The 26970-nt window shown below is 48.6% G+C and carries 22 protein-coding genes; 5 read left to right on the top strand and 17 right to left on the bottom strand.

From position 1 onward, the window contains the following. Positions 1 to 22 precede the first annotated feature (22 nt). The 4 genes from ACUUHJ_RS04095 to ACUUHJ_RS04080 all read right to left on the bottom strand — a co-directional run bounded on the left by ACUUHJ_RS04095 (position 23) and on the right by ACUUHJ_RS04080 (position 6284). The gene (locus tag ACUUHJ_RS04095) at positions 23 to 949 is read right to left on the bottom strand and encodes a WD40/YVTN/BNR-like repeat-containing protein (protein ID WP_289676110.1); all 927 of its coding nucleotides are present in this window, start codon (positions 947 to 949) and stop codon (positions 23 to 25) included. 20 nt (positions 950 to 969) lie between these two features. After that, positions 970 to 2985 (bottom strand): NAD-dependent DNA ligase LigA, encoded by a 2016-nt coding sequence (ligA, locus tag ACUUHJ_RS04090; protein WP_289676109.1) that lies wholly within the window; start codon positions 2983 to 2985, stop codon positions 970 to 972. 48 nt (positions 2986 to 3033) lie between these two features. Continuing rightward, positions 3034 to 5382, bottom strand: a complete 2349-nt coding sequence (pcrA, locus tag ACUUHJ_RS04085) for a DNA helicase PcrA (protein WP_472298306.1) — start codon at positions 5380 to 5382, stop codon at positions 3034 to 3036. 101 nt (positions 5383 to 5483) lie between these two features. Continuing rightward, positions 5484 to 6284, bottom strand: coding sequence for a VanW family protein (locus ACUUHJ_RS04080; protein WP_289676107.1), 801 nt, complete (start codon positions 6282 to 6284; stop codon positions 5484 to 5486). Positions 6285 to 6479: 195 nt separating this feature from the next. Here ACUUHJ_RS04080 and ACUUHJ_RS04075 point away from each other — a divergent pair, with 195 nt between their 5' ends. Beyond that, positions 6480 to 7529: a DUF418 domain-containing protein gene (locus tag ACUUHJ_RS04075; RefSeq protein WP_289676106.1), complete on the top strand. Its 1050-nt coding sequence runs from the start codon at positions 6480 to 6482 to the stop codon at positions 7527 to 7529. Between the two features lie 58 nt (positions 7530 to 7587). Here ACUUHJ_RS04075 and mglC read toward each other — a convergent pair whose 3' ends face one another. The 9 genes from mglC to ACUUHJ_RS04030 all read right to left on the bottom strand — a co-directional run bounded on the left by mglC (position 7588) and on the right by ACUUHJ_RS04030 (position 18819). Next, entirely contained in the window at positions 7588 to 8607 is a 1020-nt protein-coding gene (mglC, locus tag ACUUHJ_RS04070) for a galactose/methyl galactoside ABC transporter permease MglC (RefSeq protein WP_016741215.1), read from the bottom strand. A gap of 18 nt (positions 8608 to 8625) precedes the next feature. Continuing rightward, on the bottom strand, positions 8626 to 10143 hold the full coding sequence (locus ACUUHJ_RS04065; RefSeq protein ID WP_289676105.1) for a sugar ABC transporter ATP-binding protein: 1518 nt from the start codon (positions 10141 to 10143) through the stop codon (positions 8626 to 8628). 82 nt (positions 10144 to 10225) lie between these two features. After that, positions 10226 to 11272 (bottom strand): galactose ABC transporter substrate-binding protein, encoded by a 1047-nt coding sequence (locus ACUUHJ_RS04060; RefSeq protein WP_012684421.1) that lies wholly within the window; start codon positions 11270 to 11272, stop codon positions 10226 to 10228. Positions 11273 to 11397: 125 nt separating this feature from the next. Beyond that, on the bottom strand, positions 11398 to 12384 hold the full coding sequence (locus ACUUHJ_RS04055; protein WP_472298305.1) for a substrate-binding domain-containing protein: 987 nt from the start codon (positions 12382 to 12384) through the stop codon (positions 11398 to 11400). Next, complete coding sequence (locus ACUUHJ_RS04050) at positions 12381 to 14150, bottom strand: sensor histidine kinase (RefSeq protein WP_472298304.1); 1770 nt, start codon at positions 14148 to 14150, stop codon at positions 12381 to 12383. The genes ACUUHJ_RS04055 and ACUUHJ_RS04050 overlap by 4 nt, the downstream gene beginning before the upstream one ends. A gap of 3 nt (positions 14151 to 14153) precedes the next feature. Continuing rightward, entirely contained in the window at positions 14154 to 15758 is a 1605-nt protein-coding gene (locus ACUUHJ_RS04045; protein WP_472298303.1) for a response regulator, read from the bottom strand. Positions 15759 to 15827: 69 nt separating this feature from the next. After that, a complete protein-coding gene (locus ACUUHJ_RS04040; protein WP_289676101.1) occupies positions 15828 to 16313 on the bottom strand; it encodes a tetratricopeptide repeat protein in 486 nt (161 codons plus the stop codon). Between the two features lie 79 nt (positions 16314 to 16392). Next, entirely contained in the window at positions 16393 to 17631 is a 1239-nt protein-coding gene (locus ACUUHJ_RS04035) for a PqqD family protein (protein WP_289676100.1), read from the bottom strand. A gap of 33 nt (positions 17632 to 17664) precedes the next feature. Beyond that, complete coding sequence (locus ACUUHJ_RS04030; RefSeq protein WP_289676099.1) at positions 17665 to 18819, bottom strand: HesA/MoeB/ThiF family protein; 1155 nt, start codon at positions 18817 to 18819, stop codon at positions 17665 to 17667. 498 nt (positions 18820 to 19317) lie between these two features. Between ACUUHJ_RS04030 and ACUUHJ_RS04025 the strand changes: the two genes are divergently transcribed. Beyond that, a complete protein-coding gene (locus ACUUHJ_RS04025; protein WP_289676098.1) occupies positions 19318 to 19875 on the top strand; it encodes an RNA polymerase sigma factor in 558 nt (185 codons plus the stop codon). Continuing rightward, positions 19872 to 21581, top strand: a complete 1710-nt coding sequence (locus ACUUHJ_RS04020) for a DUF4179 domain-containing protein (RefSeq protein ID WP_472298302.1) — start codon at positions 19872 to 19874, stop codon at positions 21579 to 21581. The genes ACUUHJ_RS04025 and ACUUHJ_RS04020 overlap by 4 nt, the downstream gene beginning before the upstream one ends. A gap of 63 nt (positions 21582 to 21644) precedes the next feature. Here the strand turns inward: ACUUHJ_RS04020 and pcrB are convergent, their stop codons facing one another. The 3 genes from pcrB to ACUUHJ_RS04005 form a co-directional block, all read right to left on the bottom strand. Next, entirely contained in the window at positions 21645 to 22340 is a 696-nt protein-coding gene (gene pcrB, locus ACUUHJ_RS04015; protein WP_289676096.1) for a heptaprenylglyceryl phosphate synthase, read from the bottom strand. A gap of 17 nt (positions 22341 to 22357) precedes the next feature. Then, entirely contained in the window at positions 22358 to 22648 is a 291-nt protein-coding gene (locus ACUUHJ_RS04010) for a YerC/YecD family TrpR-related protein (protein WP_007717484.1), read from the bottom strand. A gap of 118 nt (positions 22649 to 22766) precedes the next feature. Then, positions 22767 to 23822 (bottom strand): DUF3048 domain-containing protein, encoded by a 1056-nt coding sequence (locus tag ACUUHJ_RS04005; RefSeq protein WP_472298301.1) that lies wholly within the window; start codon positions 23820 to 23822, stop codon positions 22767 to 22769. A 179-nt stretch (positions 23823 to 24001) separates the two neighbouring features. Here ACUUHJ_RS04005 and ACUUHJ_RS04000 point away from each other — a divergent pair, with 179 nt between their 5' ends. Next, positions 24002 to 24703: a response regulator transcription factor gene (locus ACUUHJ_RS04000; protein ID WP_472298300.1), complete on the top strand. Its 702-nt coding sequence runs from the start codon at positions 24002 to 24004 to the stop codon at positions 24701 to 24703. Continuing rightward, positions 24700 to 26115 (top strand): HAMP domain-containing sensor histidine kinase, encoded by a 1416-nt coding sequence (locus ACUUHJ_RS03995; protein ID WP_472298299.1) that lies wholly within the window; start codon positions 24700 to 24702, stop codon positions 26113 to 26115. Before ACUUHJ_RS04000 ends, ACUUHJ_RS03995 begins: the two co-directional genes overlap by 4 nt. Before the next feature lie 33 nt (positions 26116 to 26148). On the opposite strand, the gene ACUUHJ_RS03990 is transcribed toward ACUUHJ_RS03995, so the two are convergent. Continuing rightward, positions 26149 to 26943 carry a GNAT family N-acetyltransferase gene (locus ACUUHJ_RS03990; RefSeq protein ID WP_472301138.1) on the bottom strand — a complete coding sequence of 265 codons (795 nt, stop codon included), beginning with the start codon at positions 26941 to 26943 and terminating at the stop codon, positions 26149 to 26151. Positions 26944 to 26970 lie beyond the last annotated feature (27 nt).

The following is a 26970-nucleotide window of genomic DNA, read 5'->3' as shown; positions in this document are numbered from 1 at the left end:
CCAAAGGTGGGCGATGTACGAATCATTCGTTCCACTTGATCCATCGATTGTCTTCAAGCTTGTAGATCAATGCCGATTCGCCAATTCCCACCCATTTTGTATCCTCGCCACCTGAAGCAATGACAATCAGCTTTTCTGGTGAACGAGCATCCAGCAACCGCCATTCGCCCTTGATTTTCTCATAGATACCTTTTTCGGTTGCGACAGCGAGAGTACCAGTTCGTCTGTTAATGGCGAGCGAATAGATCTGCTGTGCTCCGGGAATCTCCTCTGTCTTCCACTGCCCCTCTTCATTATAGAGCAAGCTGAATTGGGCCGCTACATAGAGTCGGTCTTGTTCGGGATCAAAGTCCATGGCAAATACTTCCTGGTCCATCGGCTGCCACAGACTCCAAGATTGGGCCCCGTCCATCGATTGATAAATGCCTTCTCCCGAGACAAAGGCAAACAGACGTACTTCGTCTCCTTGGCGATTCCCTACAAAGCTGGTGATATTCGCTGGCTCTGGTAACCCCTTGTTGACTGAAGTCCATTTTTTACCACCATCTGTCGAATGAAGAACCCCATCAATTCCACCGACAAATATTTGCTTCGGATCATCCGGGTCCACAAACCACCCTTCAATCGCATACTGCTCTAAATCTGTCGAGAGAGATCCCCACGTTCCACCGCCAGCTGAGCTGTACAACCCTGCATTCGTACCAACCCATACTTGACGAGCGTCATCGGTCATCATCAGATTGTGAATGGTTGCTCCCAGTTCCAATACGTCCTGATAGGTCAAGTTCCCTTGTAGAGCAGCAGCTGTAACTGTTGGAGGATTCGCATTGATCTCTTTACTGCCAGTACTGCTGTTATTTCCACAGCCAACCAATTGCAGCATGGCTACTACACCGATTCCCCATTTCAGGAAGCTATTCATGCTCTTCACGTCCCTTCCCTTGCTCATCCGTTGTCGCCACCGTTTTCTTAGGCGTTGCTCTCCAATACTTGCAGGAAGCCTGCTTCGTCCATAACAGCTACGCCTAGTTTTTCTGCCTTCTCCAGCTTGGAGCCGGCTTTTTCACCTGCAATCACCAGGTCTGTCTTTTTGCTGACGCTGCCTGTTACCTTGCCACCCAAGCGCGCAATCGCTTCCTCTGCCTCCTGCCGCGACATTTGCGTCAAGGTACCGGTCAAAACGATTGTTTTGCCTGAGAATGGGAGGTCTGCGCCACTCTCAATGCGGATTCCTTTGTACTCCATGTTTACTCCTGCCGCTCGCAGTCTCTCAATAACTGCCTGTGCCTGCGGCTGTGCGAAGTAGTTCACGAGACTCGCAGCCATTTTCGGCCCGATCTCATCGATTTGCGTAATCTCTTCTTCAGATGCCTGCATAATGGTATCGATATTGCCAAAATGCTCCGCGAGAACACGTGCCGCCTTGGCTCCGACCAAACGAATGCCAAGACCGAACAATACGCGCTCCAGCGAGTTCTCCTTGCTCGCTTCAATAGCCGCAAGCAGATTATCTACGGATTTTTCACCCATGCGCTCCATGCCCAATAGAACATCGCGCTGCTGGTGCAAATAATACAAGTCAGCGACACTGTGGATGATACCGTCGCGAAACAGCTGGGCCACGACCTTTTCTCCCAAGCCGTCAATGTTCATAGCCGTACGGGACACGAAATGAATCATGCCTTCACGGATTAGGGCCGGACACATTGGATTGATGCAACGCAGAGCCACTTCTTCCTCCAAGCGTACCAGCTCACTCCCGCATTCAGGACAATGCGTTGGCATAGCAAATGGCACTTCATTTCCAGTACGACGCTCTGGCAAGACTGCGATAATTTCCGGGATAATGTCCCCCGCTTTTTTGACGACAACATGATCGCCGATAAGGAGGCCTTTTTCCCGAATAATGTCTTCGTTGTGCAAAGAAGCACGCTTCACAGTCGTACCTGCCAAACTGACTGGCTTCAATAAAGCAGTCGGGGTGACATTCCCTGTACGCCCCACAGATACTTCAATACCTTCGAGAATCGTAACCGCTTCTTCGGCAGGGAACTTGTATGCGATGGCCCAACGCGGACTTTTCGCAGTAAAACCAAGCTCTTCCTGCTGAGCGTAACTGTCGACCTTGATCACCATGCCGTCGATTTCATAAGGCAAATGAGGACGTTTCTCTGTCCAGCCCGCAATAAAAGCGAGCAGTTCATCGACGTCGTCAAATACACGTCGCTCCTGATTCACCATGAAGCCGAGCATCTCCAGCAAGTCAAGCCCTTCACTGTGCGATTCCACTGTCTCCCCTTGCAGATCGCCAATGCCGTAAATAAACGTATCGAGTTGACGGGATGCGGCAATTTTTGGATCAAGCTGACGGAGCGAGCCTGCTGCGGAATTGCGCGGGTTGGCAAATAGGGCTTCTCCACGCTCCTCGCGTTCCTTGTTTAGCTTTTCAAATGCTCCCTTGGACATGTAAGCCTCACCGCGAACCTCAAGGGTTAACGGCTTCGTCAGCCGCAAAGGAATGGAACGAATCGTTTTCAGGTTTTGTGTGATGTCTTCGCCTGTTGTTCCGTCTCCACGAGTAGCTCCGCGGACGAACAGCCCATTTTCATAATGTAGCGATACGGCCAGACCATCAATTTTCAGTTCAGCTACATATCGGACAGCCTGACTGCCAACGGCTTGACGCACCCGGCGGTCAAAATCCCTGATGTCCTCCTCATTAAAGGCGTTGCCGAGACTGAGCATCGGTGTCTTATGAACGACCTTTTCAAAGAAGGGCAGCGGTTCTCCCCCTACACGCAAGGAAGGAGAATCAGGAGACTGCAAATCAGGGAAGCTTGTTTCAAGCTCCCTTAGCTCCCGCATCAATTGATCGTATTCTTGGTCAGAAATCTCAGGTCGATCCTCTTCATGGTAAAGACGATTATGCCGCTCAATTCGTTTCGCTAATTCTTTAATTTTTGTTTCCGCCGTCAATCGATCCATTTCGTTCATCCTTTACTTTTGCGATTGGCCTGTATTTGCATTTGCACATTATCCTTTTTGAATAGGGGCGAACTTCGCTAAAAGCTTTTTTATGCCAGTCGGGCTTGGGAAAGCAATGTCGAGCTCCATGTCGTCGCCTGTTCCTTTTACTTTGACGACTGTACCGTTGCCCCATTTGCCATGTGCCACTCTGTCGCCAACCTTCCAATCAACGCCTGCTCCCTGACCATGTCCAGGCAGTTTTTCACCCGCCGGACGGGTAAATGTAGCAGGTGTGCTGCTTGGGGTTCTCTGACCACTGCCAAATTTCGGAGCAGAGCCTGCTTGTGAGGAGGACGCTCCAAATGGTCTCGCTCCCGTGTCACGTCCGAATGCACTGCCATCCCGCTGTCCAAATGCACTACTGCGTCCACCGCCAGAGAAGCCTCGGTCCGCTGTCGCTGGATTTCCTTCCAACAGCTCAGCCGGAATTTCTTGCAGGAAGCGAGACGGCGCATTCACATTCGTCCGTCCAAACAACGTCCGCATACGGGCACATGTCATGTACAGACGTTCCTCTGCCCGTGTAATTCCCACGTAAGCCAGACGGCGTTCTTCCTCCATCTCGGCATCGTCAAACAAAGAGCGGCTATGCGGGAAGACACCTTCCTCGCAACCTACCAGAAACACCACAGGGAACTCCAGTCCCTTGGCGCTGTGCAAGGTCATTAATACAACCTGTCCCTCTGCCGGTACTTCCTCCTGGGCACCGTCATCTCCCAAGGAATCGATGTCTGCTACCAGCGCGAGGTCTGTCAGGAACGCAAGCAAGCTCTTGTCTTCATTTTTGCGCTCGAACTCCTGGGTTACAGACAGGAACTCCTCGATATTCTCCAGACGAGCCTGTGCTTCCAGCGTTTTCTCTTCTTTTAAAGAATCGCGGTATCCAGAGCGCTTCAGCACTTCTTCCACCAGCTCTGTCACACTCAAGTAATCGGTCATTTGCATCAAATTCGAGATGAGATCATTAAAGGACAGGATCGCATTCGTCGTGCGTGAAGGCAGCCCCATGTAAGCCGTCTCCTGAATCGCTTGGAAAAGGGACTGACCATTTGCGTTCGCATACGCTTGTAGCTTGTCTACCGTCGTATCCCCGATATTTCGCTTCGGTACGTTAATGATGCGCTGCAAGCTGATATCGTCATCCGGATTGGAGATGAGACGCAAATAAGCCAAGATGTCCTTGATCTCTTTGCGATCGTAGAACTTGGTTCCGCCGACAATGGTGTACGGCATGTTCGATTTGATGAAAACTTCCTCGACCACACGAGACTGTGCATTCGTCCGATACAGAATCGCGAATTTGTCGTAGCTCTTGTACTGTGCCATCTGCTTGCGAATCGTATCGACGATAAAGTACGCCTCATCGTGCTCGGAATCACCCTGGAAGCACATGATCTTGTCGCCGCCCGGATTCTCGGTCCAGAGTTTCTTTTCTTTGCGCAGCTTGTTGTTGGCAATGACTTGGTTTGCTGCCTGCAAAATCGTTTTGGTGGAGCGATAGTTTTGCTCGAGCTTGATGAGCTTGGCTTCGGGATAGTCTTTTTCAAAGTTTAAAATGATCGAGATATCGGCACCGCGCCATTTATAAATACTTTGGTCAGCATCCCCCACGCAGCAAACATTTCGGTGCTTGTCTGCCAGCATGGAAATCAAAAGGTATTGCGCCCGGTTTGTATCCTGATACTCGTCAACGTGTATATAGCGGAATTTCTTTTGATAAAACTCCAATACTTCCGGCACTTCTTTAAACAGACGAACTGTCGTCATGATCAGATCGTCGAAGTCTAGCGATTGGTTGTTTCTCAGCTTTTTCTGATAGGCCGTGTAAACCCTTGCTGCCACTTGTGCAAATGGATCGCCCGCAAGACGCGTATAGGTTTCTGGATCAGTCAGCTCGTTTTTCGCTCCGCTGATCGCAGCCAAAATCGAACGCGGCTCATACTGCTTCGGATCGATGTTCAACTCTTTTAAACATTGCTTGACGACAGACAACTGGTCACCCGCATCCAAAATGGAAAAGCTGCGATTGATGCCGAGTCGGTCGATATCCCTGCGCAAAATCCGCACACACAAGGAGTGAAACGTCGACAGCCATGCATCCTGCGCTGCCGCTCCGCCAATAATGGCAGCCACACGGTTTTGCATCTCACGCGCTGCTTTGTTGGTGAAGGTGATCGCCAAAATGCTCCAAGGCGCTACTTGTTTGGCACTGATCAAGTATGCGATACGCTGTGTCAGTACCTTAGTCTTGCCACTACCCGCACCGGCCAAAATCAAGACGGGGCCTTCTGTTGTAAGGACTGCTTCCCGCTGCTCAGGGTTCAGTCCTGCTGTGATACGATCTGCAAAAGACATATGTATAAATCCACCTTTCCACGTTCCCTAGACGAAAGCATATGTTCCTATTTTCGCACAGATCGCAGTGGAGTTCCAGTTCGTATCCCGAACAGGAAACATCATCCTTTCGGTAGCAATGGCTCGTACATCAAATAAGCCCGATTCTCCGTCAGCCATTCTTGCTCCACCCGTTCTCCTTCCAGCGTGTAGACATCTCGATACAATTCATTTTTCCGTTCATACCCTCCCCAAATCGAAGGAAGGATCTCATGTTCTTTCTCGATAATGACATACGTCCGTGTCGGTGGCATGTCGGAACGCCATTCCCCTACCAAATGTGTATCGGTCAGGTAGACATGCAGTTGAAAGGGCTGTCGCGTCTGGTTGGCGATTTGCAAATCCAAATAGTTATAGAAACAAGTCGCTCCACTCCCGAACGGCTGTGTCCGATTCGAGTCAGGAAAAACATCGAAGCTATGACGATGTCGTTCCGTCACTGTCAACGGTGTATGCAGGGTCATCCAGTACAGCAGATTCGAGAGCTGACAAAGCCCTCCACCAACTCCGGCCGTGACGCGTCCCTGCGAGAGCAGCATCCCCTCTACATAGCCTTTGCTACGGGTTGGCTTGCCAATCTGCTTCCAATACGAAAAGGATTCCCCCGGATGGATGATCAATCCGTTCAGTCGTGCAATGGCCAGCCGCAAATTAATCACTTTGTTGTGCTGCATCCACATCTCCACGTTCTGTAATGGGCGTAACAAAATCGTTTGATGAGAATAATGGACATAGCGCAACCACTCGCTTCTTTTCTCATAAGCGAACCTCGTTCTACCAAATGTCCATTGTACATACCTTTTCCAACGAAAATAGGCCATGCCCGCTGCCAGACGCCACTTTCCCCGTGCGATTGGTTTCATTGCGCACCCCAACTTCCTGATTATTACAATAGACGCAGGAATTTGAGATGAAGTTGCGGTCGAATACGGGAGATCCCCCTCACTTCTTACACTTTTGTAAGCGAGACGTAAGCAAATGCCATTTCCCTCCATCCCCGGTTGAGTTAGGATAGGAGAGGTGCGTGATCGGGCGACGAACAACAAGAGAAGGAAGTGATGAGATTGAAAGAAAACGCACCTACGTTAAACCAACGAATTGATACAGTAGATACTGTACGGGGCTTCGCCTTAATGGGTATTCTCCTCGTCAACATCGTGGCATTGCTGTATGCGCAAACACCTGAGCTAGGAAGTGTAGACCACTGGCTGTTCCAGTTTTTCAATTTCTTTGTGGAATCTCGCTTCTTCGTGATCTTCTCGTTCTTGTTTGGCGTAGGCTTCTATATTTTCATCAGTCGAGCAAAAGAAAAAGGGGCCAATAGCACCGTTTTGTTCATTCGGCGTCTGATTGCCCTACTCGCTCTTGGCTTTGTGCATAAAATGTTTCACCCTGGTGAAGCACTTTTCATCTACGCTATTTTCGGCTTCATCTTACTGCCCTTTTATCGATTGAGGGCGCGAACCAATCTGATCATCGGCCTTATTCTGTCTATCCTTGTCTGCTCTATTGGCTTTAAAGCGCTTTTGGTGCTCCCCTTATTTATTTTGGGACTCGCTGTCGGGCAATACGGGGTCTTTCAAGATATTCCGAAATTTTTACCCGTGATTAAAAAAGTGCAGGGCGTGACCTTCGTCCTTTCGTTAATCGGCTTGTTTATCCAATACCGACTGACTCCAGCTGATCTAGCAATGAGTGGGGCGAATGCGGTTGTAGACGATACCGTGTCAGAAGAAGCCCTCCAGCAGTTGATGAACTACACGATTGCCTTGACCTCCACTGGTCTTGTCATGGCTGCCTTTTACACGACGACCCTGATTCGGTTGCTGCAAAATAAATTCGTCCAGACCATCCTCTCTCCGCTGACCAGCTATGGGCGTATGGCTTTGACAAACTACGTCGGACAAACCGTATTGATCCTTGTGGGAGGCTGTGTGTTCGATTGGTTTGGCAATCTCGGCTACCTGCAAACGACACTGATCTGCCTCGGTATCTACGTGGTGCAAATGGTAGTAAGCGTACTCTGGCTGTCTGTCTTCCGCATGGGGCCACTTGAGTGGGTCTGGCGATTATTTACGTATATGAAAATCACACCGTTGCGAAAATAAACAATCAGAGACCCCAGAAAAAGCTGCCTTGGTTGACAGCTGATCCGGGGTCTCGTTTTTATTTTTTCGCCAAGTATTTACGAATGTCAAAAGCAACGGCTGCCACAATGATGAGTCCTTTGATAATGAGCTGCCAATACGGGCTGACTCCAATAAATGTAAGGCCGTAGTTGATGACGCCAAAAATAAGGACACCCGCAAGCACACCTGGAACGGTACCAATTCCGCCAGACGTCGAGACTCCCCCTACCACACAGGCTGCAATGGCGTCCAGCTCGTACATGTTACCGTAGTTGTTCGTCGCCCCACCTGTCCGGGCTGCCTCCAAAACACCACCGAGTCCATACAGGGCACCCGCAATGGCATAGATCATCATGAGGTTGAAAGCGACGTTGATCCCGGAAACAGTGGCGGCCTGCATGTTGCCTCCGATGGCGTACATGTTTTTACCAAGCCGTGTTTTGTTGAAAATCACCCAGACGATAAACGCAACCATGATCGCAATGATGACGATATACGGGATCGAATACGGGCCACTCGGGCCGATGTACCCCGTCCCAAGCTGATTGAAGTCACTCCGCAGTCCAGCTATTGGCTGAGATTGATTGGGCTCTCTGTCAAAATAGATGGAGTTGAATCCGTATACAATGACCATCATGCCCAGCGTGGCAATAAAAGGGGGCACGCTAAAACGAGACACAATGATGCCGTTGATCAGGCCAACCAGCAAGCCCGCAGCGATTGCAATGAGAATGGGGATAAGCAACGGCAAATCGGGTAAATCCGGGAAAAATCTCCGCGGGTAGTCTTGAGTTTGCAGCATCGAGGCGGAGATGACAGCCGTCAATCCGACCACTCGCCCCGCAGAAAGATCCGTTCCACCTGTAATAAGAACAAACGCAGCACCCAAGGCAATAATGGCGCGAGTGGAGGATTGCATCAAAATATCTCGAAGCGTTGTAATGGAAAGAAAATTGGGATCGTAAATCGCAATTCCCGCTATCAACAAAACCAAAACGATATAGATGGCATTTTGCGTAACAAAGCCTTGCACCTGTTTAGCAGACAACGAAGACATGCCTGTTCCCCTCCTTTCTCATGCTAGATGCTTGGTAGCCAGCCGCATGATCTCTTCTTCAGTTGCTGCTGTTCCTGACAAAAAACCGGAGAGCTTCCCCTCGCACATGACCATGATTCGATCTGACATGCCAAGCAACTCCGGCATTTCCGAAGAAATCATGATGATGCCTTTTCCTTGACTCGCCAGCTCCGCGATGATGGTGTAGATTTCGTATTTGGCGCCGACATCAACTCCACGCGTAGGTTCGTCCAGCAATAAAATATCCGGATCAGTCAAAAGCCACCGCGCTAGCAGAACCTTTTGCTGATTGCCTCCCGACAGGTTTTTGATCATTGCTTTCATAGAGGGCGTCTTGACGCGGAGCATCTCGATGCTTCGACTGACATCCGCCCTACGCTTGCGCTCATTGAGGAGCAGAAAAGGTGTTTGGTAACTGGCCAAATTCGCGATGACCGTATTTTCGAGAATCGATAAGACAGGAATGATGCCAGTGACTCGCCGTTCCTCCGTCAAGAGCGCCATTTTGTACTTCTTCGCATCCTTCGGTGATTTGATCCGTACCTCCTTACCGTTGATCGACACTTTTCCTGCTGACACTGCACGCAGTCCAAACAATGCCTCAATCAGCTCTGTTCGTTGTGCACCCACGAGACCGCCTACGCCTAAGATTTCGCCCTTGCGTAATTCAAACGACACGTGCTGAAAAGACTGGGAAAACGGGGAGGTCAATCCCTCTACCTTCAAAATGGGTTCCCCCGGTGTATTGGAACGACTCGGGAAACGCTGCGTCAGGTTCCGTCCGACCATTTTGGAGATGATCAGGTCTGTCGTTAGCTCAGTAGCCCGCCATGTACCGATGAGCTTGCCATCGCGCATGATCGTTACGTCATCCGCAATCCGTAAAATTTCTTCCATCTTGTGTGAAATATAGATGATAGCGACACCTCTGCTCCTCAGTTCGCGGATGATGGCAAATAACTGCTCCACCTCATTTCCCGTCAAGGAAGACGTCGGTTCGTCCATAATGATCACTTTGGATCGGTAGGAGACCGCTTTAGCAATTTCAAGCGACTGTACCTTGGATACAGACAAATCACGGACTACAGCGTGCGGATTCAGGTCCATTCCCAGATCAGCAAATAGCTTCTCTGTATCCGAAAGCATTTTTTTCTCATCCACAAACGGAAAAGGACCGATTCTTTTGACCGGAAAACGTCCTAGCCATATGTTTTCCATGACATTGCGAAAGGGCACCGGATGCAGCTCTTGATGAATCATGGAGATGCCGTGTGCCAACGCGTCCTTTGAGCTGCTCATCGTCACCTGCTCATTGTTTAAGACGATTTCTCCCGCATCTGGCCGATAAATTCCGAAGAGGCATTTCATTAAGGTAGATTTGCCTGCTCCATTCTCTCCCATCAGTGCATGGACTGTTCCGGGCCGGACTTTTAGCGTGACATCATCGAGTGCCTTGACCCCTGGGAATTCTTTGTGAATGTGGTTCATTTCCAACAAAAACTCCTGCTGGGCCATGGAATGCCCTCCTCTTTGCAAAATCATCCCCATCACCGAAACAGGGGAGTCGGATTCGTCACATCACCGACTCCCCTGCCTTTTATTTCGCGTCGTTCATGTTCTCCTTGGTGATTTTTTTGTAGGGCACCCACACGTACTTACCGTCTGTAATGTCAAAGCCAGTGGAATCTTTTGTTGGCGTTTCACCCTTTGCCAAAGACGCCGCGATGCTAAGAGTGGCTTTTCCCTGATTATTCGCATCGTTGAGGACCGTTCCGAGCAAGGTTCCCGCCTCGAGCTCCTTTAGTGCGGGCGCTGTAGCATCCACGCCAACAACGGGCATGTACTTGCCATTCGCAAAATAGCCGGATGCCTTCAGCGCTTCGATTGCCCCCAGTGCCATATCGTCGTTGTTGGCAAGAACAGCTTCGATCTTGTCACCGGAAGCTGCAAGGAAGGCTGCCATCTTTTCTTGCCCTTTTACGCGATCCCACATGGCCGTATCTTCCGCGACCTTCTCTACTTTAATCCCTGCATCTTCAATCGCCTTCACCGAAAACTTCGTCCGCAGCTCAGCATCCTGATGCCCTGGCTCGCCTTTTAACATGACGTATTGGAGGACACCATCCTTGTTTTTATCTGCTTCCGGGTTTGCTTTCCAATAATCGACGATCAGCTGCCCAGAGATCGTGCCGGATTCCTCCGCTTTTGCTCCCACGTAGTAGACCTTATCCCACTTCTGCATATCCTCTGGCATCGGCTCACGGTTGAAGAAGACGACAGGGATATTGGCTTGCTTCGCCTTGTCGATAAGGACGCCAGCCGCTGTGCGATCCACCGGATTGATGGCGAGGGCATTTACCTTTTTGTTAATGAACAAATCTACTTTGTCATTTTGCGTAGGCTGGGCATTTTGGCTGTCTACAATGTCCACCTCCGCCTTGCCCTCTGCTGCTTTTGAAATCGCATTGCGTACTCCCGTCATGAACGTATCATCGAACTTGTAAATGGCGACTCCGATTTTGGGATTCCCCGCGGGAGCCGATCCTCCCCCCGACGCTGCCGGCTGCGAACCGCCTGACTGTGAGCATCCAACCACCGAGAGCGTAACAGCGGCCACCAGTGTAGTGGCAATCAGCTTTCTCATTCGATAATCCCCCTTTATCCCCTATATTTACATCTGATATACACCAAATGTAAGCGTTTTCCATAATGTGTTCCATCGAAAATCCTGCGTATTTCTATCAAAATTCTCATCTGTTTTTCGGTGGCCTATTTAACGAAGGGGAAGAGGAGCTTTTGATTCTCCGACCAGAACATATTCTCCCGATCGATTACTTTTGTTCCGGTGTCGACCAAACTGGGTATTGCTTCTCTGTTGCTCGCGTCGACCGCGTACTTGACGCCTAGATATCCCATCGATAGCGGCTTCTGGATGATCGTCGCGGAAATGATTCCTTCCTCCAAATACTCCAGCACTTCCGGCGGGCTGTCGATTGCTACGATTTTGACTCTGTCCCGCAGTCCACTGTTTTCTATTTCCTCGGCCACACCGATCGCTGTACTGGAATCGAGTGCAATTACTCCTTTCAACTGCGGATGTTTGCGAATCAGTTCGCGCGTCCATTCACCAATCTGCTTTTTATCCGAGGGAACATTTTCGTTGGCAACCAGTTCAACCTGCATTTCCCGTGGGAGCAAATCGAGGACGCCCTGTTCTCTTCGTTTGGCATTTGCCTTTATCCGATCTGTACCGAGCAATGCGATTTGTCCCTTTTTTTCAATCAGGTACACCATTTTTTCGAAGGCCTTCCTGCCCATATCGTAGTTATCCGTCCCAATGTAGCTCTTGACGGCTGAATCATTTCCGACTGTGTCGAGTACAAGGATCGGGATGGCCCGCTCCCTTGTCAGCTTAATGGCTTCTCTCAAAACTTGTTCGTCACTAGGTGCCACCACGATTGTCTCGGAACCATCTGCGATTGCTTGCTGCACCAGCTCCATTTGCCTCTGAGCATCCTCCTCATAGTCCGGTGCGTAAAAATTCAAGTTTCGCTCATATTCCTTAGCAGCCATCTCCGCGCCGAGCTTGACTGTTCGCCAATAATCGCCGTGCTTCATACGGACGATTAGCGCTACTGTTTTTTTCTTGTCTACTTCCACATCCGTTAGCGAAGCACTACACGAGTAAAAAAGCGTCACCGCTACCAAAACGACCAGTCCGTATACGGTAAAACGTTTCCCCGCTGCTGTCCTCATAAACGATCTCGCTCCTCTGCAACCTGCCGCGGAATCCATACACGCACAACGGTCCCCTCTTCCTGTTCGCTCGCGATTTCCAAACCGTACTGTTCGCCAAAGCTCAAGCGGATGCGTTCCTGCACGTTTTGAATTCCAACGCCCGAGCCTTCTTCGCTTTTGTAAAAGCAGGCTTTTACTTGGGCAAGAACATCTGGGGACATGCCCAAGCCATTGTCACTCACTTGAAGTAACACCTTGCCGTCGATGAGCGCTACAAATATGCGAATCTGTCCCGGATCAGCCAAATGCTCGATCCCGTGGTAGATAGCGTTTTCCACAATTGGCTGGAGCAGTAACTTCAGCGTCAGACAGTTAAGCACCCCATCCTCCTCCTCATTCTCGACCACGATCTCGTACTCAAATTTTTGCTTGTACCTCATTTTTTGAATAATGAGATAATGCCGCACGTGCTCCAGCTCTTCACGCACCGTGATAATGTTTTTACCTCTACTCAGGCTAATCCGAAACAGTTTTGACAACGAAGTAATCGTGGTGATGACATCCTCGTTTTTTCCGTTGCCGACCATTCTGACCACAGAGTTCAGCGTGTTGTACAGAAAATGCGGATTGATCTGTGCCTGTAGCACCTCCAGCTCGCTTTTTCGTTTGGCTTCCTGTTCCCGAATGATCTGGTGCATCAATTCCCTGACCTTCGCGACCATCAGATGAAAACGCAAGGAAAGCTGTTCGACCTCATGGCTTCCCCGGATCGGTTCACTCTCTGAAAAGTCTCCCTGCTCCACCTTTTCCATAGATTGCTCCAGCAGTTTGATCGGTCGAGATATTTTTGCAGAGAGATAGTGCAGTATAAACAACACCATGACAATCACGAAGATGAGCAACAAAAAAATGAAGCGACTGATTTCTTTTTTGGTCGTGACAATCTCGTCCATGTAGGAAACCCCAATGATTTTCCAGCCTAGCTGATCGATCGTCTTGATGGTGATCAAGCGCGTTTCGTCCTGTGTCTCTTCTACATAGCTGCCGTAGGAATGCTTCAGCGGCAAGAAACGGTTTTCATTTTTCAATCCGGCGTAAATCAACTGCTGCTGCGGATGGTAGACGATGTTCCCGACCAAATCGATGATGTAGACGTACCCCTTTTTCCCCAAGCCCACTCTCTGGCATAGGTCATCGATCTCTTTGAAATTCACATCGACTAAAAGTACGGCAGGAATTTCTCCGTCAGGTCCGTGGAGAAGAATTTCCCGACTCATCGAGACGACCCAGGTGTACTCTCCTTTAAACAGGTTCTGGATATGCGGGAGCGAAAAGTTCAGGTTCGTCGGGTCCTCATTCGCCTTTTGGAACCAGCTCTGTTCGGTCAAACGAGTGTTTTGCCTCAGTACTTTGGAAGGAGTTGTGGCCAATAACGTTCCGTCTCGTGTAAAAACCGCGATGGAGACGATGTCCTTTCTCGTTTCTACGATTGTCTCCAGCTGTTCGCTCAGCTTGTCAGCCGTGAGTCCCTTGCTTCTTCTGATCTTGTCATCGACGAGTTCGAAAATTTGCGTCATCCCGTTCAAATAGCTGTCCAGATTATATTTCACCTGTTCCAGGATTTGCTGCGTGTGCAAATAGGCGTTTTGTTCTGCCGTCTGCGCAAATTTTCCGTACAGCATCACTCCGACAAACAGCATGACGAGTACCGTCACGAGTGTAAAGGAAGTGGTAATAATAAATTGAATGCCTTTGACCCTGATCACCGCTAGCAATCGTTTCATCGGTTAACCTTCCTGCTCGCTCTGACTTCGGTACTCTTTAGCGGACATGCCTGTATACTTGCGAAAGCTGAAACTAAAATAATTGGGATCGGTATATCCTACTTTCTCCGCGATTTCAAAGGACTTCAAATCGGTTGTCCGCAAAAGCTCCTTGGCCTTTTCCATGCGCAACGACAAGAGATAGGAAACAAAGGTGGTTTTCGTCTCTTTCTTGAAAATACCGCTAAAATAACCGAGGCTGATGTGCAGATGCTCGCACACCTTATGGATGGATATGTCGGGAGAATGGTAATGTGCGTGGGTGTAGTCCAATGCCTGCGTGATCAATCGCCTGTACGTCGTTTGCCGTCCGCTTGCGATACTCGCCATGAGGCGCTCACAAATATCTGTGATCTGTTCTCGGGCATCCTCCATACCGGTACAGGTCGTCATAACCTGCAACAGATAACGTTGCCCGCCAAACAGTTGATCCATGTCAACTTCGGCACGATGGGCAGTCTTCAAAATGGTCGTCATAATTTCCAACAAATAAATTCGGTAGTCCTCAATGGATACGGGTACACCCGCCACTTGAGCAAACAATTCATCAATCACGTTCCGAAGCTCCGCACTCGTCCCCATTTTGATGCACCGAACCAATTCATGCTCCCTTCTCTCATCGAGGCGTATCTGTTCACTCGCTTGCTTTTCCACGTCATTGATCAATATCATCCTGTTGCAGCCAAGGATGCTTTTGTAATCGAGTGCCTGCATGGCGTCCTCATACGAATAAGGGAGTGCTGCTATATCTGCCACAGCGTTGCCAATTCCGATTGTCACCGTGATGCTCATATATTTTTCAATCGTTCGCCTGATTTCTTCTGCGATATTTTGTGCTCGCACTTCGATTCGCTGCGTGTCGTCTGCTTTTGTTCGCATGAGCAGCACTACCTGATCTTCATGGAAACAAACGATGCCCGCCTGTTTGCCTGCGTTTAGCTGCTCTTCTGCAATATTTTTCACAGCAAAAAGAAACAACTGCTGCTCCTCCTGCTTGGGCTGGTCTACACAGATGACCGCCACGAGGTATTCGGGACTCCTGAGCTCTATCCCGTATTCGCAGGCTTTTGCAAAAACATCTTGCTGTACGAGCTGACGACTCAGCAAAGATGATAAAAAAACCTCCCGCAACACCGGCAAACTTTTTCGATAGCTATCGCGCAGCAGCTGAACGTTTTCCCGGTGGGCCGCCTCTTCGTCCATCCGTCGCTTGACCTTGTCCAGCGCCTCCGTCAGCTCATTCGCAGAAAACGGCTTGAGCACATATTCATCAATTTGCAGCTTCACGGCCTTCTGCGCGTACTCGAACTCATCAAACCCGGTCAAGATAATGATGCGAATGGCAGGGTAATCGCGCCCGATGGACTCCGCCAGCTGAAGTCCGTTCATAAAGGGCATCTTGATGTCGGTTACGACGACGTCCGGTCGCAGCCTCTCTACCAGTTCCAATGCCTCTCTGCCGTTTTCTGCTGTGGCAACCACCTCGTATCCGTGGCTATGCCAGTCAATTTCTTGGCTAACCCCTTCTCTTACATCTTCTTCGTCATCTACCAATATCAGCTTATACATAGGCACCTCCCGCTGTTGTACTTGTACAACGGGAGGCAATTGTTTTCCTGCAAATGGAATGGTATGGCGCTACCACGTCTTATTCAGATCATCTGCATAGAACAGAATCGCTTTTTGATAGGCCAAAATCGTAGGATCACTTGAGGTTTCTGCGAGGTTTTTCAGGAGGAGATTCATGGCTTCGTGATGCTTCCCGAGATTGTAATACGCCATGGAAAGAAAAATCGGAAAGGAACGGTCGCAGGGGAACTGTTGCATCCCCTTTTCAAGCGTAGCTGCTGCCTGCTCGTATTGTCCCAGCGTGCGATACGTACTGCCCAAACCGAGTAATGCCCCTTGCAGGTCGTCTTCGACAGACAGTCCGAGCTCAATCGCTTTTTCGTAAAAGGGAACAGCTTCCCTCTCCAATCCGGCTGCGTCGTGGCACCAAGCACACTGATAATGAGCGACAGGATCAGTCGGAGATTGGCTGACGAGCTGAAGGGCAAGCTGGATCGCTTCGTCCAGATGCCCTTCTTTTCGCAGATGAATGATAGTTTGGATCATCGGGTTCATGTGAGCACTTCCTTTGCCTGAGTATCTCTCTTTCCCCTAGCGTAACAGGGCAGCTTGGCAAGGTGAAGACACAAATTCGTTATGTGCCCTGCAAGGATTTCGTCCGCTCTCTTTCGCTTCTCCGTTGTCGATAGGCTCTCATCCACGACCAGCCCAAAATGAGAAACGGAACTAGCACCAACAGGATCAATAGGATGCCGTCCCAAAACTCCCACGAGTGAAGCGGAGCGTTTTTCATGTCGTCAGCAATGATCCAGATGAAATCAACCGCCATGCGCAGCTGATACTGGACAAAGAACCAAATTCCCCACACCGATCCAATCAAATAGACCCAGCTATACCAGCGGATGACTCTCTTCTCATGGTCAGCTACGTACTCCCATTCCTCCTGCTCCTCCTGCGTCATGGAACGGAATTTCCCTTTCAAAAACATCCGTGTATTCACCATTAAATTGGAGCATTGGAACTTGGTTGCCAAAACGTAGTACAAGTCGGTCTGCATGAAAACCATAAACTGAAAGGCCAAAGCCATGAGCAGAATGACATTCAGCATGCGAATGAATGCTTCCATGAAGGGCACAAGCGTCAGCCAGCCCTGATCATTGGCAAACAACAGAATCACACCGATTCCCATAAACATCGCATCCCACGACATTCCCGCCAAAAACGCCCTGTATCTGCGCTGTGGCTCAACAAGAACAATATTGGACATATTCGTCTCTGCTACGGCAAAAACAAGACGATGCCCCAGACCGATACGACTGCCGATCCCCAATGAGCGGGCCGCCATCAAGTGGGCCATCTCATGGAAAAACAGAAAAACCCAAGTGGCCACGAATGAAACCACTACCGAAACCGTCACGGAAGAAGAAACAAAAATATCGGAATAGACCGGGATATACTTGCCCGTAAACAAACAAATGAAAAGACCCGTGATAAAGAAGATACCGTATACTCCAAAGGCAACGCGATTAAAGAAAAACTGCCCTGTACTCTGCTTGATCCAAGAGAAATGATCCACAACCGGCACTGGCTCGTTGACAACTTCTCCATCTACCATGTAGACAAATTGATAGGAAGCAATTAAATCCTGCGCAAAGTCAAGCACATCTACCGGTTCGCCCAACCGTTCTTCCATGATCGTCGCGACTTCATGAATGCTCTTCCCTTCATCCAGCATATCGATGATCTCGACACCAATGGCCGGAAGCACAATGAAATTGCTGATATCCGTTCGCCCAATGAGGATCTCTTCCTCGTTTTCCGCCCGGCGCGCAAGCGGGTGCATCTTGAGAATGCTATCTCCCGAGATATTCAATTAGACACCTTCCTCTCTTACAGGAACGATTCCTTACTTTGCGAGCACTTCATTTCTCTTGATATGAAAAATCGGTTCCGTTCCGCTGCCTCTTCCACAGGTCGGGCATTCGGCTTCATTTCGCTCCCACTCAAAAAACACGCTCTTTTCCAACGTGTTGAAATCGAAAATGATAAATTTGCCCGCCGATTGTACAGGAGCAATTCCAGTCAAATACCTGATTGCATCTGAAGCCATCATTCCTGTAATCATCATGGTGTTGGGTGCAATGGTGGCAGTAGGCAGAATAAAGTTGGTATCGAGCAGCCTTTGGATCAGCTGCGGATAGTCCTCGATCTGTGTAGAACGATGCAAATGCATGCAGTCGATACAGCCTGTCTTGCCCGGTTCTACCATGAAGAACTGTCCTTCGATGAGGTTGAATCCCCCGGCAATGAACGGGATTTGCAGTTTGGTGCAGGCATGATTCACCCATCTCTGCAAAAAGAAAAAGGGCTGATCGGCTGCGAGCATCACGAGGTCACTTCCCGCAATAACCCGCTCCACGTCTTCGCTGGACTTGATTTGCATCGTCTCCGTTTCAATCAATACCTCAGAATGAAGCCTTCCGATGAAATCACGTGCCGCTTCTACCTTCAGGCGACCAATATCATGCTCGTTAAAGACCATTTGTCTGTTCAAATTGCTAAGCTCTACTCTATCAAAATCCACTAGCTTGATATGCTGAATACCCGCTCCTACCAGATTGACCAGTAGCGTAGAGCCAAAGGCACCCATCCCTAAGATCGTCACTTTTTTTCTACTTACCTGTTCCTGTAGCTCGCTTGGACTTTGATTGAGATCGGTAAACAAGGAGAAGTAGCGAATATTCGCTTTATATCTTTCCTTTTGTTCCGAAGTCAGAACGGAAGCCTCTTCCTTCGCCTGATCCATTAGGAAACCCAAACCACTCAGTGATTCCACTGCTTCCACTATTTCTTCATACGTAATTTCGGGGTAATCGACAACCAATAATGTATGTATTTCACCGACAGTACGAGTGCCATCCATCAGTTTGATCATCTTGCGGATGGACCCATTCTCGTCTTCCAATTCGAATGTATAGCCAGGAGCCTCTCCCAAGCGGAGCATCTGCTCTGTCACTTCATAGACGGGATGCACTGGTTTAAATAAAGGACGACGTTCCATAAAAACACCTCCCAATAGTAGGTTAGCTAACCCGGCTCAATTTAGATGAAAAAAGGGAATAGCTCTTGTGCTATTCCCCCTCTTCTTAAGAGAATTAAGCTGCTACTGCAGTAGTGCGAACGCTTTCAACTTTTTTCGCTTGGATTTTCATGGATAGTTCCTCCTCTCTCTGATTCAAAAATAAAGACAAGTTGATTATATTTCATAAATTTACAGAAATCTACAAATATTAGCAAAATTTTATATATTTTGGTAATATTTGACTATTTATTTCGTATGCAATAGTATTTTCCTTCCATTTTCTATTAAAAATCTTAGGATTCCTTCTTTTTGGAAAAAATTTCGATCTATTTTGGAAAATCCCCCTGATTTTGGGACACTTTCATTTCGGGATTCGTAGTACTAGGATGTAATAAGAAAATTTCACCAAGATCACTTTTGTTTGATCAAAAAAGGAAAAGCTGCGCAGCGAGCCTTTTTTGCTTAGGGGGAGCACTAATGGAGGAAGATCGAGTGATCATCGGGCGGGTCTTGCAAGGAAACAAAGACGCCTACTCCGAGATCATTGCCAGATACCACGGAAAAGTAAGTTCCATTCTTCGCAAGATGTTGGGACATACACCGGATGCACAAGATATCGTGCAGGAAATTTTCATTAAGACGTACTACCATTTACCAGAATATAAGACAAACTACGATTTTTCTGCATGGTTGTACCGGATTGCTGCCAACCATTGTCTGGACGAGCTGCGTAAACGTAAACGCAAGCTTACGCTCCGCTCGAATGAGGAGATAGAACCAGTGGATAGCCACACGCCGGAGGTTGCCTTTCTGAATAAGGAGGGGCAGCGCTTGTTGCGTCAAAGGATGATGTCCGTCGAAGAAAAGTATCGGATCGTCCTCGAAATGCGCTACTTCGAATCATTGAGTTGTGAGGAAATCAGCCATCGACTGTCGATCCCGTCGAGTACTGTGCGGACGCGCCTGTCTCGTGGAAAAGACAAGCTAAGGGAAGCGATCGGACATGCAGGGCAAGGGGGGGACTTTCATCTATGAAATGCTTAGATAAAGGACAAATTGCTTTGTATCTATACGACCTTCTTGAACCAGAGGAAGCCGAGGTCATAGCAGCCCATTTGGAAGAGTGCCCTCATTGTCAGTTGAAGTTGAAGCATGAGCTGGACGAGCTGGATGATCCGGAAGAATCGCTAGCAACAGATGAGCCATCACATGCTGTCATCCATGCCATTATGGCGAATCTGCCCCCTTACCCTATACACGTTCTGAAACGCTCAGAGAGACAAAACATACAGAAGAAAATTGATTGGAAGAAAAGGAGTCTGGATATCGTGAAAAAAGCAACCATCGCCGTAGCAGGAATGGCAGCAGTCGTCTATTTTGGAACACTGACTTCACCATCTTTTGCGACTTATGTAAATAACTTGTATGCCGCTACCATAAAATCAGAGCCGCAGCAGACAGAGAGCAGCTTGTTTGGAGCAAAAGCGTCCGAGGACGCCCTCATCCAGCGCGGACTTGAAAGAGGATATAACAAGAAGCTTGATTTGAAAGCCGTCGACAACGGAATGACGCTGGAAGTAAAAGAAGTTATGGCAGATACGAGGGATGTCCGGATTATTTTCGGCTTCAAGGATAAGAATGGCAAGCAACTTGAAAAGTTGTTCTGGAATTTGCCAGTGGGGGATGAAGATAAACTGAACGAAACCTATGAAATAAAAATCATAGACGAAGACGGAAACGTTCTTGAGACAATTGATAAGTACCATCTTAAATATAACAAGAAGGAAAGCATCGGCGAAAAAGGTGAGTACTTGATGGTCAGCCGACCGATTAGCCGATATTTTACAGATGTCAGCAAGATTCCTGACAAACTAAACATCGAGCTTCGCATCAAGAAGCTGGACAAAGTTGACGGGAATTGGAACGTGACCATCCCTGTTGATATTTCCAAAGCTAAAAAGGAAACGAGAATTGTTCCGATTAACGAGCATTTTACCGCTCCCAATGGGGAAGTGATTAATCTGAAGCAAGTGATGGTGACACCTGGCCAAACTGAATTCGTTATCGAGAATACGGAAGGAAGCGGTAGTTCCCCATCCTTAACTTATGAAGTGGTGGACGACAAGGGGGCTGTACTCGCAGCTTGGAGCACTCTGGACCTAATGAGTGAATTTGGGGAAGAGCCGAATCCATTTTTCAAAAATGTAAGCAGGGAATATTTCGTTCGTGCAACCGATGACAAAAATATTCACTTCATCACCTTTCATTCCTTGCCAACGGATAAAAATCTAACCTTTAGAGTCGGTGATAATTATGATCAGGTTCCTTCGAATTTTAAGCAAAAGTTGTCCATTGAGACACTAAAAACCACTCCTGTAACGATACAGCATGAAGGAAGCACACTAACCTTCTCAAACTTTGCTTCAGAAGAGATAACCAAAACAAACCCAATCACTTCTGAAAAACACAAAAAGCTGCGTAGTACCATACAGCTAGAGGCAACTTTGGCACCGGGTGTGATCTTTTTAGATTCCTGGGAGGGTGCTGATGACAAGGGTAATGAATACGATTTTAATTTCGTAGGCTCCACAACAAAAGATGAAAAAGGGAATTTTATCATGAAAGGTACACTCGTAGATGAGATGGACGTTATCCCGAAAGAGCTGACGCTTACGATCGAGGAACAAGTGAACAAAGCAAAAGATATGGATTGGAGCGTAGCACTTCCACTGAAGAACTAACGCAAAAATAAAACCACCACTCCCAACGAGACTGTAACAGCTCATGGGAGTGGTGGTCTTTTTTTAGTATTGGGTTCCTTTTACAGCCTTCACAGTAGAAAGCGCAGCAGCGAGATCATCGTAAATAACATTTCCTACAACAACCGTATCAGCAATCGCAGCCATTTCTGCCGCTTGCTCCGGGTTACGAATCCCGCCGCCATAAAAGAGGTGGGCTTCGCCCGCGCCTGTCTTGGCAGCCTTTACGATTGTCGGATCGCCGTATGTACCGCTGTACTCCATGTAGACAATCGGCAAACGACAAATGTTCGTCGCTACCTGCGCGTACGCTTTGGCCTGCGTGGCATCCGCAATCGGACGTGCTTTTGTCAGCTGTGCTACGCCCGCTTCTGGATTGGCGATGATATATCCTTCTGTAATGATCTCATCCCAATGAATATAAGCACCAAACGCTTGAAGCCCCGATACATGCGGAGCAAAAATCCAGTCTGGATCGCCAGCGTTCAAGACGAGCGGGATCAAGTACGAATCAAATCCCGGCACAACTGCATCCAGCGAGGAAATCTCCAGGACAGCCGGTACTGCGTAACGACGCAATCGCGACATCAATTCGAGTGTATTGTCATAGGTCACACCGTACGTGCCGCCCACAATAATCGCATCTGTTCCGGACTCGCAAATCGCCTCCAAGGCCTCGTCATCGATTGTTTTATCCGGGTCTAGTTTAAATGTATGGCGCCAGCCACGATAGTCAATCAACGTTGCCTGCCTCCTAGCTATTTTCCGATCCGCTCAAGTGCCATCTGATATCCGTCATTTCCATAGTTCAAACAGCGCTTGACGCGGGAAATCGTCGCCGTACTTGCCCCGGTCTCTGCTTCGATCTGATTGTAAGTAAAGCCCTTGCGGAGCATTCTCGCCACTTCCAGGCGCTGTGCGAGTGACTGCATTTCGTTCACTGTGCACAGATCGTCAAAAAATTGATAGCACTCTTCCATCGTTTCCAGGGAAAGAACAGCTTCAAACAACTGTTCGAGCCCTTTTCCTTTTAATTTTTCCAATTGCATGTCTGTCACCTCTGTTATATATCCGTCTATCGAGCGATTTCTCACTGTACAATTTTTAAGCACTAAAGCTTCACCAATTATCTTAGAAGAAACCGCCTTCATCCGCAACCCCTAATCCTTACTGGAACTTGAGGGACTTCGACAGACCCGGTGAGTTCGGCAGTATGGAAATCCAAGTATTTCCAGGCAAAAGTGTTGCTTCTTGCGTCAAAGCCGCATCCTCATAGGCACGGATGACACCATTGCTGCGCTTCCATTTGATCTTGCGCGCTTTTCCTTGCTGGAACAAATAACCGTCCCCCGGACCGATTACATCGACCGATAGACGCCCTTCTTTATCCAGCACGCGGTGTTTGGCAGAGATGACCAATAGATTGGTCGTGGACAACTGTTTCTTGTCGCTCAAGTCCAAATGCGGCTTGCCTGCCGTAAAGCGCATGTATTTTTTTTGCTCGGCATCATAAGTAAAAGCCGCTTTATTCAATGAGTGGAAAGTCAGATCTACCTGTGAAGCAGGCTCACCTTCCTTGATCTCGGTATCCTCCGGCAGGAACGTGAAGTGAGGCACCTCTGCCGTTTGACGCATCCCTTTATCCTGCATCGCTTTTTCCAAGAGCTCTGGCTTGGTGTACAGGTTATGTGGCATTTTGCGGAATTTTTCGCGCCAAAAGTATTTGCCATTCGGGATTTCATCTAGATGACTGAGGTCTTTTCTCGCCAAGGTTTCCAGTGCATCCGGACTGCCTCCCGCGTGGACGAGAACTGCATCGAAACCAGTCCCGATCTGGATAAAATAAGGGCGGATACTGCGGACAGGTCCAATTACTTCCGGTCTTTGACTTTGGAATATCGCAAGAAAACGGGTCATTTCCCCTTCTGACAATACCTCATAAATCATGTCCGCTTTGTTGATACCTGTTTGTGGCCGTGCGGGCGGAGCGTTGTTGATCATCACCATGATCGGGCGTTTGCTCCCCAGGTTTTCGTGACTGCCAATTCCCGTCATCGGTGCCTTATACGCATATTCGATGGGCTGATTCGTTTCCGGTGGCGTTTGCACGAGCGGATCAGGTATCTGCGGACTAGGTTGGGTGTCCACTGGTTTTTGACCGCAAGCCGTCGTTAAGAGCATGAAGGCTAGTACCATGAGAGACGATTTGACTGTTCGTTTCATATGAATCGCTCCTTTCCATCTCTCGTTGTCTTTTTTTCCCTGTTTCTTTTTCCAGAAGGATACAGGGGAATCCTGCTTCCACACGTTTTCCACGATTCTCATACGTCCGTACCACACATCTGGTTTTGGGCTATGCTACAATACGGATATAAAACAGATGCAAAGCGAGGCCGAAATCTATGAATACCCCCTACCTCGTCTATCTGGTGGACGATGAAACGAACCTGTTGGACTTGCTGCAATCGTATTTGCAAAATGCCGGATTGCAAGTGAAAGCGTTTTCTAGCGGCAAGGACGTCTTGCCGTTACTTGATGAAGAAACACAACCACATTTGTGGATTTTGGACATCATGATGCCCGACATCGACGGCTATGAGCTCTTGCGTCTTATCCGCGAAAAGTCGAATGTACCCATCATCTTCATCTCCGCTCGCGATCAGGATGTCGATAAAATCATCGGACTGGAACTAGGCAGCGACGATTACTTGGCGAAGCCATTTCTCCCTCGGGAACTGGTCATCCGTGCGAAAAAGCTGCTCCAGCGCACCTATGAGAAGCCTGGTGCCGCTGCTTCCTCTACCCAAACTTTCCAAGATTGGGTAACGATCGATCCTTATATCATCTCAGAAAAAGGCAGACAAGTAAAAGAAGGCGACGAGCTTATTGATTTAACCACCAAAGAATTCGAGCTCATTGTCTACCTTTTGCACAATCAAGGTATGGCCTTGAATCGTGAGCAGATTCTAACCTCTATCTGGGGGGAAGACTACATCGGCTCAGATAGAGCTGTCGATGACTTGGTGAAGCGCATCCGCAAAAAAATGCCCAAGTTTCCATTGGAGACGGTCTATGGCTTCGGCTACCGAATGACGCGTATATGAGCAAATTCCGGCTGAAAAACCTCCCGATTTCCAGGCAAATCCTCATTTTGTTCATGATCCTGACAAGCGTCCTCGGGGTTGGCCTTGGCATCGGGTATCCACTGGCTGTCAAACAGTACCTGGTATCCAACACTTACTCGCTCTTGGAAGAAGAGTTTTACACATTATCTCAGCATATCTCCTTCAATGAGCATAATGAGCTGCTGCCTGTTCCGGCTGCTGCCCCCTACTTTTTACAGCTCTTGCTCCAACGCTATGAGTACTCCTTTGATATGATTGTCTATGCCGAGAACGGTCAAGAGCTGGGCAGCCGGAGCAATAGCAACGGCCGCATACCGTATGAGGATTCCAAGGAGCTGTTCCTAAAAGCAGCCACATACCCAAGCCAAAAGCTGCAGCATGGTTCGCTGGACCGTGGAGACGAGAGCTATTTGTTCGTCAGCAAAAAAATGGACTACCACGGCTTCCCTTACTACATGGTGCTGTTCTCCAAGGAACAGGAGCTCAACCAGATCAATTCGATTTTGACTCGTCAGTTTTTGCTCGTTTTTGGTCTGCTGCTGCTCGTAAGCTGGCTTTTGGCCGTGTGGTTTAGCGGGTATTTGAGCAGGCCGCTACGCACCCTTGAAGATCTGTGCAAAAAGATCGCTCGTCGTCAGTTCGATATCCCGCTAGCGATGGATCGCGGGGATGAGATCGGACAGCTCGCCCGCTCATTCGATATGATGAAAAACCAACTGAAGGAATACGACGAGTCGCAGCAGCATTTTGTCCAAAATATTTCCCATGAGCTCAAAACACCGATCATGGCGATTCAAGGATACACGCAAGGACTCATAGAAGGCGTCTTCCAGGGCCCTCAGGCTGAAAAAGGGCTTTCCATCATCATGGAGGAGAGCAAGCGCCTCGAAAAGGTCGTCGGGCAGCTCTTGTATATCACGAAGATCGAGTCTGTCTCGCAAATGATGCAAGTCGATCGCGTCGACCTGTCAGAGATGATGCACCTGTTGAAGCAGCGACTCTCCGTGCTTAATCCGCAAATCGAGTGGGAGTTAAATCTGGCAGACGACCTGATCGTGGAGGGAGACGGCGAGCAATTGAGCACTGCATTTGTCAATATCATGGAAAATCAACTGCGCTACGCCAAAAGCCGACTTACCGTCACAGGGAGACAAGCGGGAAAAAGCGTCGTCGTCACGATTTCCAATGATGGTCCCCCCATTGAGGAAGCGCTGCTGCCGAATTTGTTCCAGCGTTTCCGCAAAGGAAAGTCGGGCAAGCATGGGCTTGGACTCGCTATTACCCGTGCCGTTTTAGAAGCACATAAAGGGACAATCGATGCCCGCAACGATCCAGATGGACCTTGCTTTACGATGATCGTACCTATTGAGTTTAAAGGCAGATTGAACTGATAGGAGGGGACACTTGTCCTCTCTTTTTCTATTCTAAAGGAGAAATTCAATAAAAGCGTAGGAAGATACCGTGACAAAACCGAGCTTCTCATACACGTGTATCGCCGTGGGATTATCCGCAAAGACAACCAAATAGACATGGTCAGACTTATCCAAGCCAATCTGGGAAATATCTGAGCTGATTTGCGTACCCAATCCTTTTTGCCGATGATGAACAGATGTGCCAATGTTCCCGATTTCTACAAAGGCTTCGTTATAGACATGAAAGCCGGCTACGGCCATTGGCTCTCCTCCTTCCGAAAAGAGCGCGATGTGTGGCATTTCTGCTACTTCCTCCGCCCGAAAACTAATCATTCCGAGCTCTGCCGCCATATCCTCCACGATCTGTGCTTCGGATAACTCCAGTATTCGTGATTGTCCCACAGGTAAAAGACGCTCGGGATATTTTAGTTTCATCAAACGCATGGTACGTGTGGATAGTATATTCGGAATTTGTACTCGCGTCAGACAAGGCTCTGCTAGTGCAATCACGCCCTTTTGTCCATCTGGCAGGCTGCCGTCTAGCACTTCTTTCATATAGGAGAGCATCGGCTCCACCTCGTAATTTTCCTCCCCCTCTACGACATGAAGTGAAAACGCGTGAAACGGCATCCCTTTTAGGTAAGACCCGATGGCGGTTATTTCTCCTTGGACGCCGTCCGTTACGACGACACTCCTATCCGTTCTCAAGAAAATATTCCCGTATAAAATATACGAATCTTCTAACGAAATTTGTTCCAAAAGCTGGCGATGTTCATGACCTGTTCGCAATTTTAACAAAGAAATCACTCCTTCTAACGATTCCCTATTGACGTT

This window comes from Brevibacillus schisleri (assembly GCF_055685845.1).
The sequence above is the reverse complement of the archived record's forward strand: the minus strand, read 5'-3'. Positions and strand labels throughout refer to the sequence as shown.

Excerpts from the sequence above, each read along its gene's own strand:
- ACUUHJ_RS04095 (WP_289676110.1), bottom strand. The coding sequence starts at position 949 with ATGAGCAAGGGAAGGGACGTGAAGAGCATGAATAGCTTCCTGAAATGG.
- ligA (WP_289676109.1), bottom strand. The coding sequence starts at position 2,985 with ATGGATCGATTGACGGCGGAAACAAAAATTAAAGAATTAGCGAAACGA.
- pcrA (WP_472298306.1), bottom strand. The coding sequence starts at position 5,382 with ATGTCTTTTGCAGATCGTATCACAGCAGGACTGAACCCTGAGCAGCGG.
- ACUUHJ_RS04080 (WP_289676107.1), bottom strand. The coding sequence starts at position 6,284 with ATGAAACCAATCGCACGGGGAAAGTGGCGTCTGGCAGCGGGCATGGCC.
- ACUUHJ_RS04075 (WP_289676106.1), top strand. The coding sequence starts at position 6,480 with ATGAGATTGAAAGAAAACGCACCTACGTTAAACCAACGAATTGATACA.
- mglC (WP_016741215.1), bottom strand. The coding sequence starts at position 8,607 with ATGTCTTCGTTGTCTGCTAAACAGGTGCAAGGCTTTGTTACGCAAAAT.
- ACUUHJ_RS04065 (WP_289676105.1), bottom strand. The coding sequence starts at position 10,143 with ATGGCCCAGCAGGAGTTTTTGTTGGAAATGAACCACATTCACAAAGAA.
- ACUUHJ_RS04060 (WP_012684421.1), bottom strand. The coding sequence starts at position 11,272 with ATGAGAAAGCTGATTGCCACTACACTGGTGGCCGCTGTTACGCTCTCG.
- ACUUHJ_RS04055 (WP_472298305.1), bottom strand. The coding sequence starts at position 12,384 with ATGAGGACAGCAGCGGGGAAACGTTTTACCGTATACGGACTGGTCGTT.
- ACUUHJ_RS04050 (WP_472298304.1), bottom strand. The coding sequence starts at position 14,150 with ATGAAACGATTGCTAGCGGTGATCAGGGTCAAAGGCATTCAATTTATT.
- ACUUHJ_RS04045 (WP_472298303.1), bottom strand. The coding sequence starts at position 15,758 with ATGTATAAGCTGATATTGGTAGATGACGAAGAAGATGTAAGAGAAGGG.
- ACUUHJ_RS04040 (WP_289676101.1), bottom strand. The coding sequence starts at position 16,313 with ATGAACCCGATGATCCAAACTATCATTCATCTGCGAAAAGAAGGGCAT.
- ACUUHJ_RS04030 (WP_289676099.1), bottom strand. The coding sequence starts at position 18,819 with ATGGAACGTCGTCCTTTATTTAAACCAGTGCATCCCGTCTATGAAGTG.
- ACUUHJ_RS04025 (WP_289676098.1), top strand. The coding sequence starts at position 19,318 with ATGGAGGAAGATCGAGTGATCATCGGGCGGGTCTTGCAAGGAAACAAA.
- ACUUHJ_RS04020 (WP_472298302.1), top strand. The coding sequence starts at position 19,872 with ATGAAATGCTTAGATAAAGGACAAATTGCTTTGTATCTATACGACCTT.
- ACUUHJ_RS04010 (WP_007717484.1), bottom strand. The coding sequence starts at position 22,648 with ATGCAATTGGAAAAATTAAAAGGAAAAGGGCTCGAACAGTTGTTTGAA.
- ACUUHJ_RS04005 (WP_472298301.1), bottom strand. The coding sequence starts at position 23,822 with ATGAAACGAACAGTCAAATCGTCTCTCATGGTACTAGCCTTCATGCTC.
- ACUUHJ_RS04000 (WP_472298300.1), top strand. The coding sequence starts at position 24,002 with ATGAATACCCCCTACCTCGTCTATCTGGTGGACGATGAAACGAACCTG.
- ACUUHJ_RS03995 (WP_472298299.1), top strand. The coding sequence starts at position 24,700 with ATGAGCAAATTCCGGCTGAAAAACCTCCCGATTTCCAGGCAAATCCTC.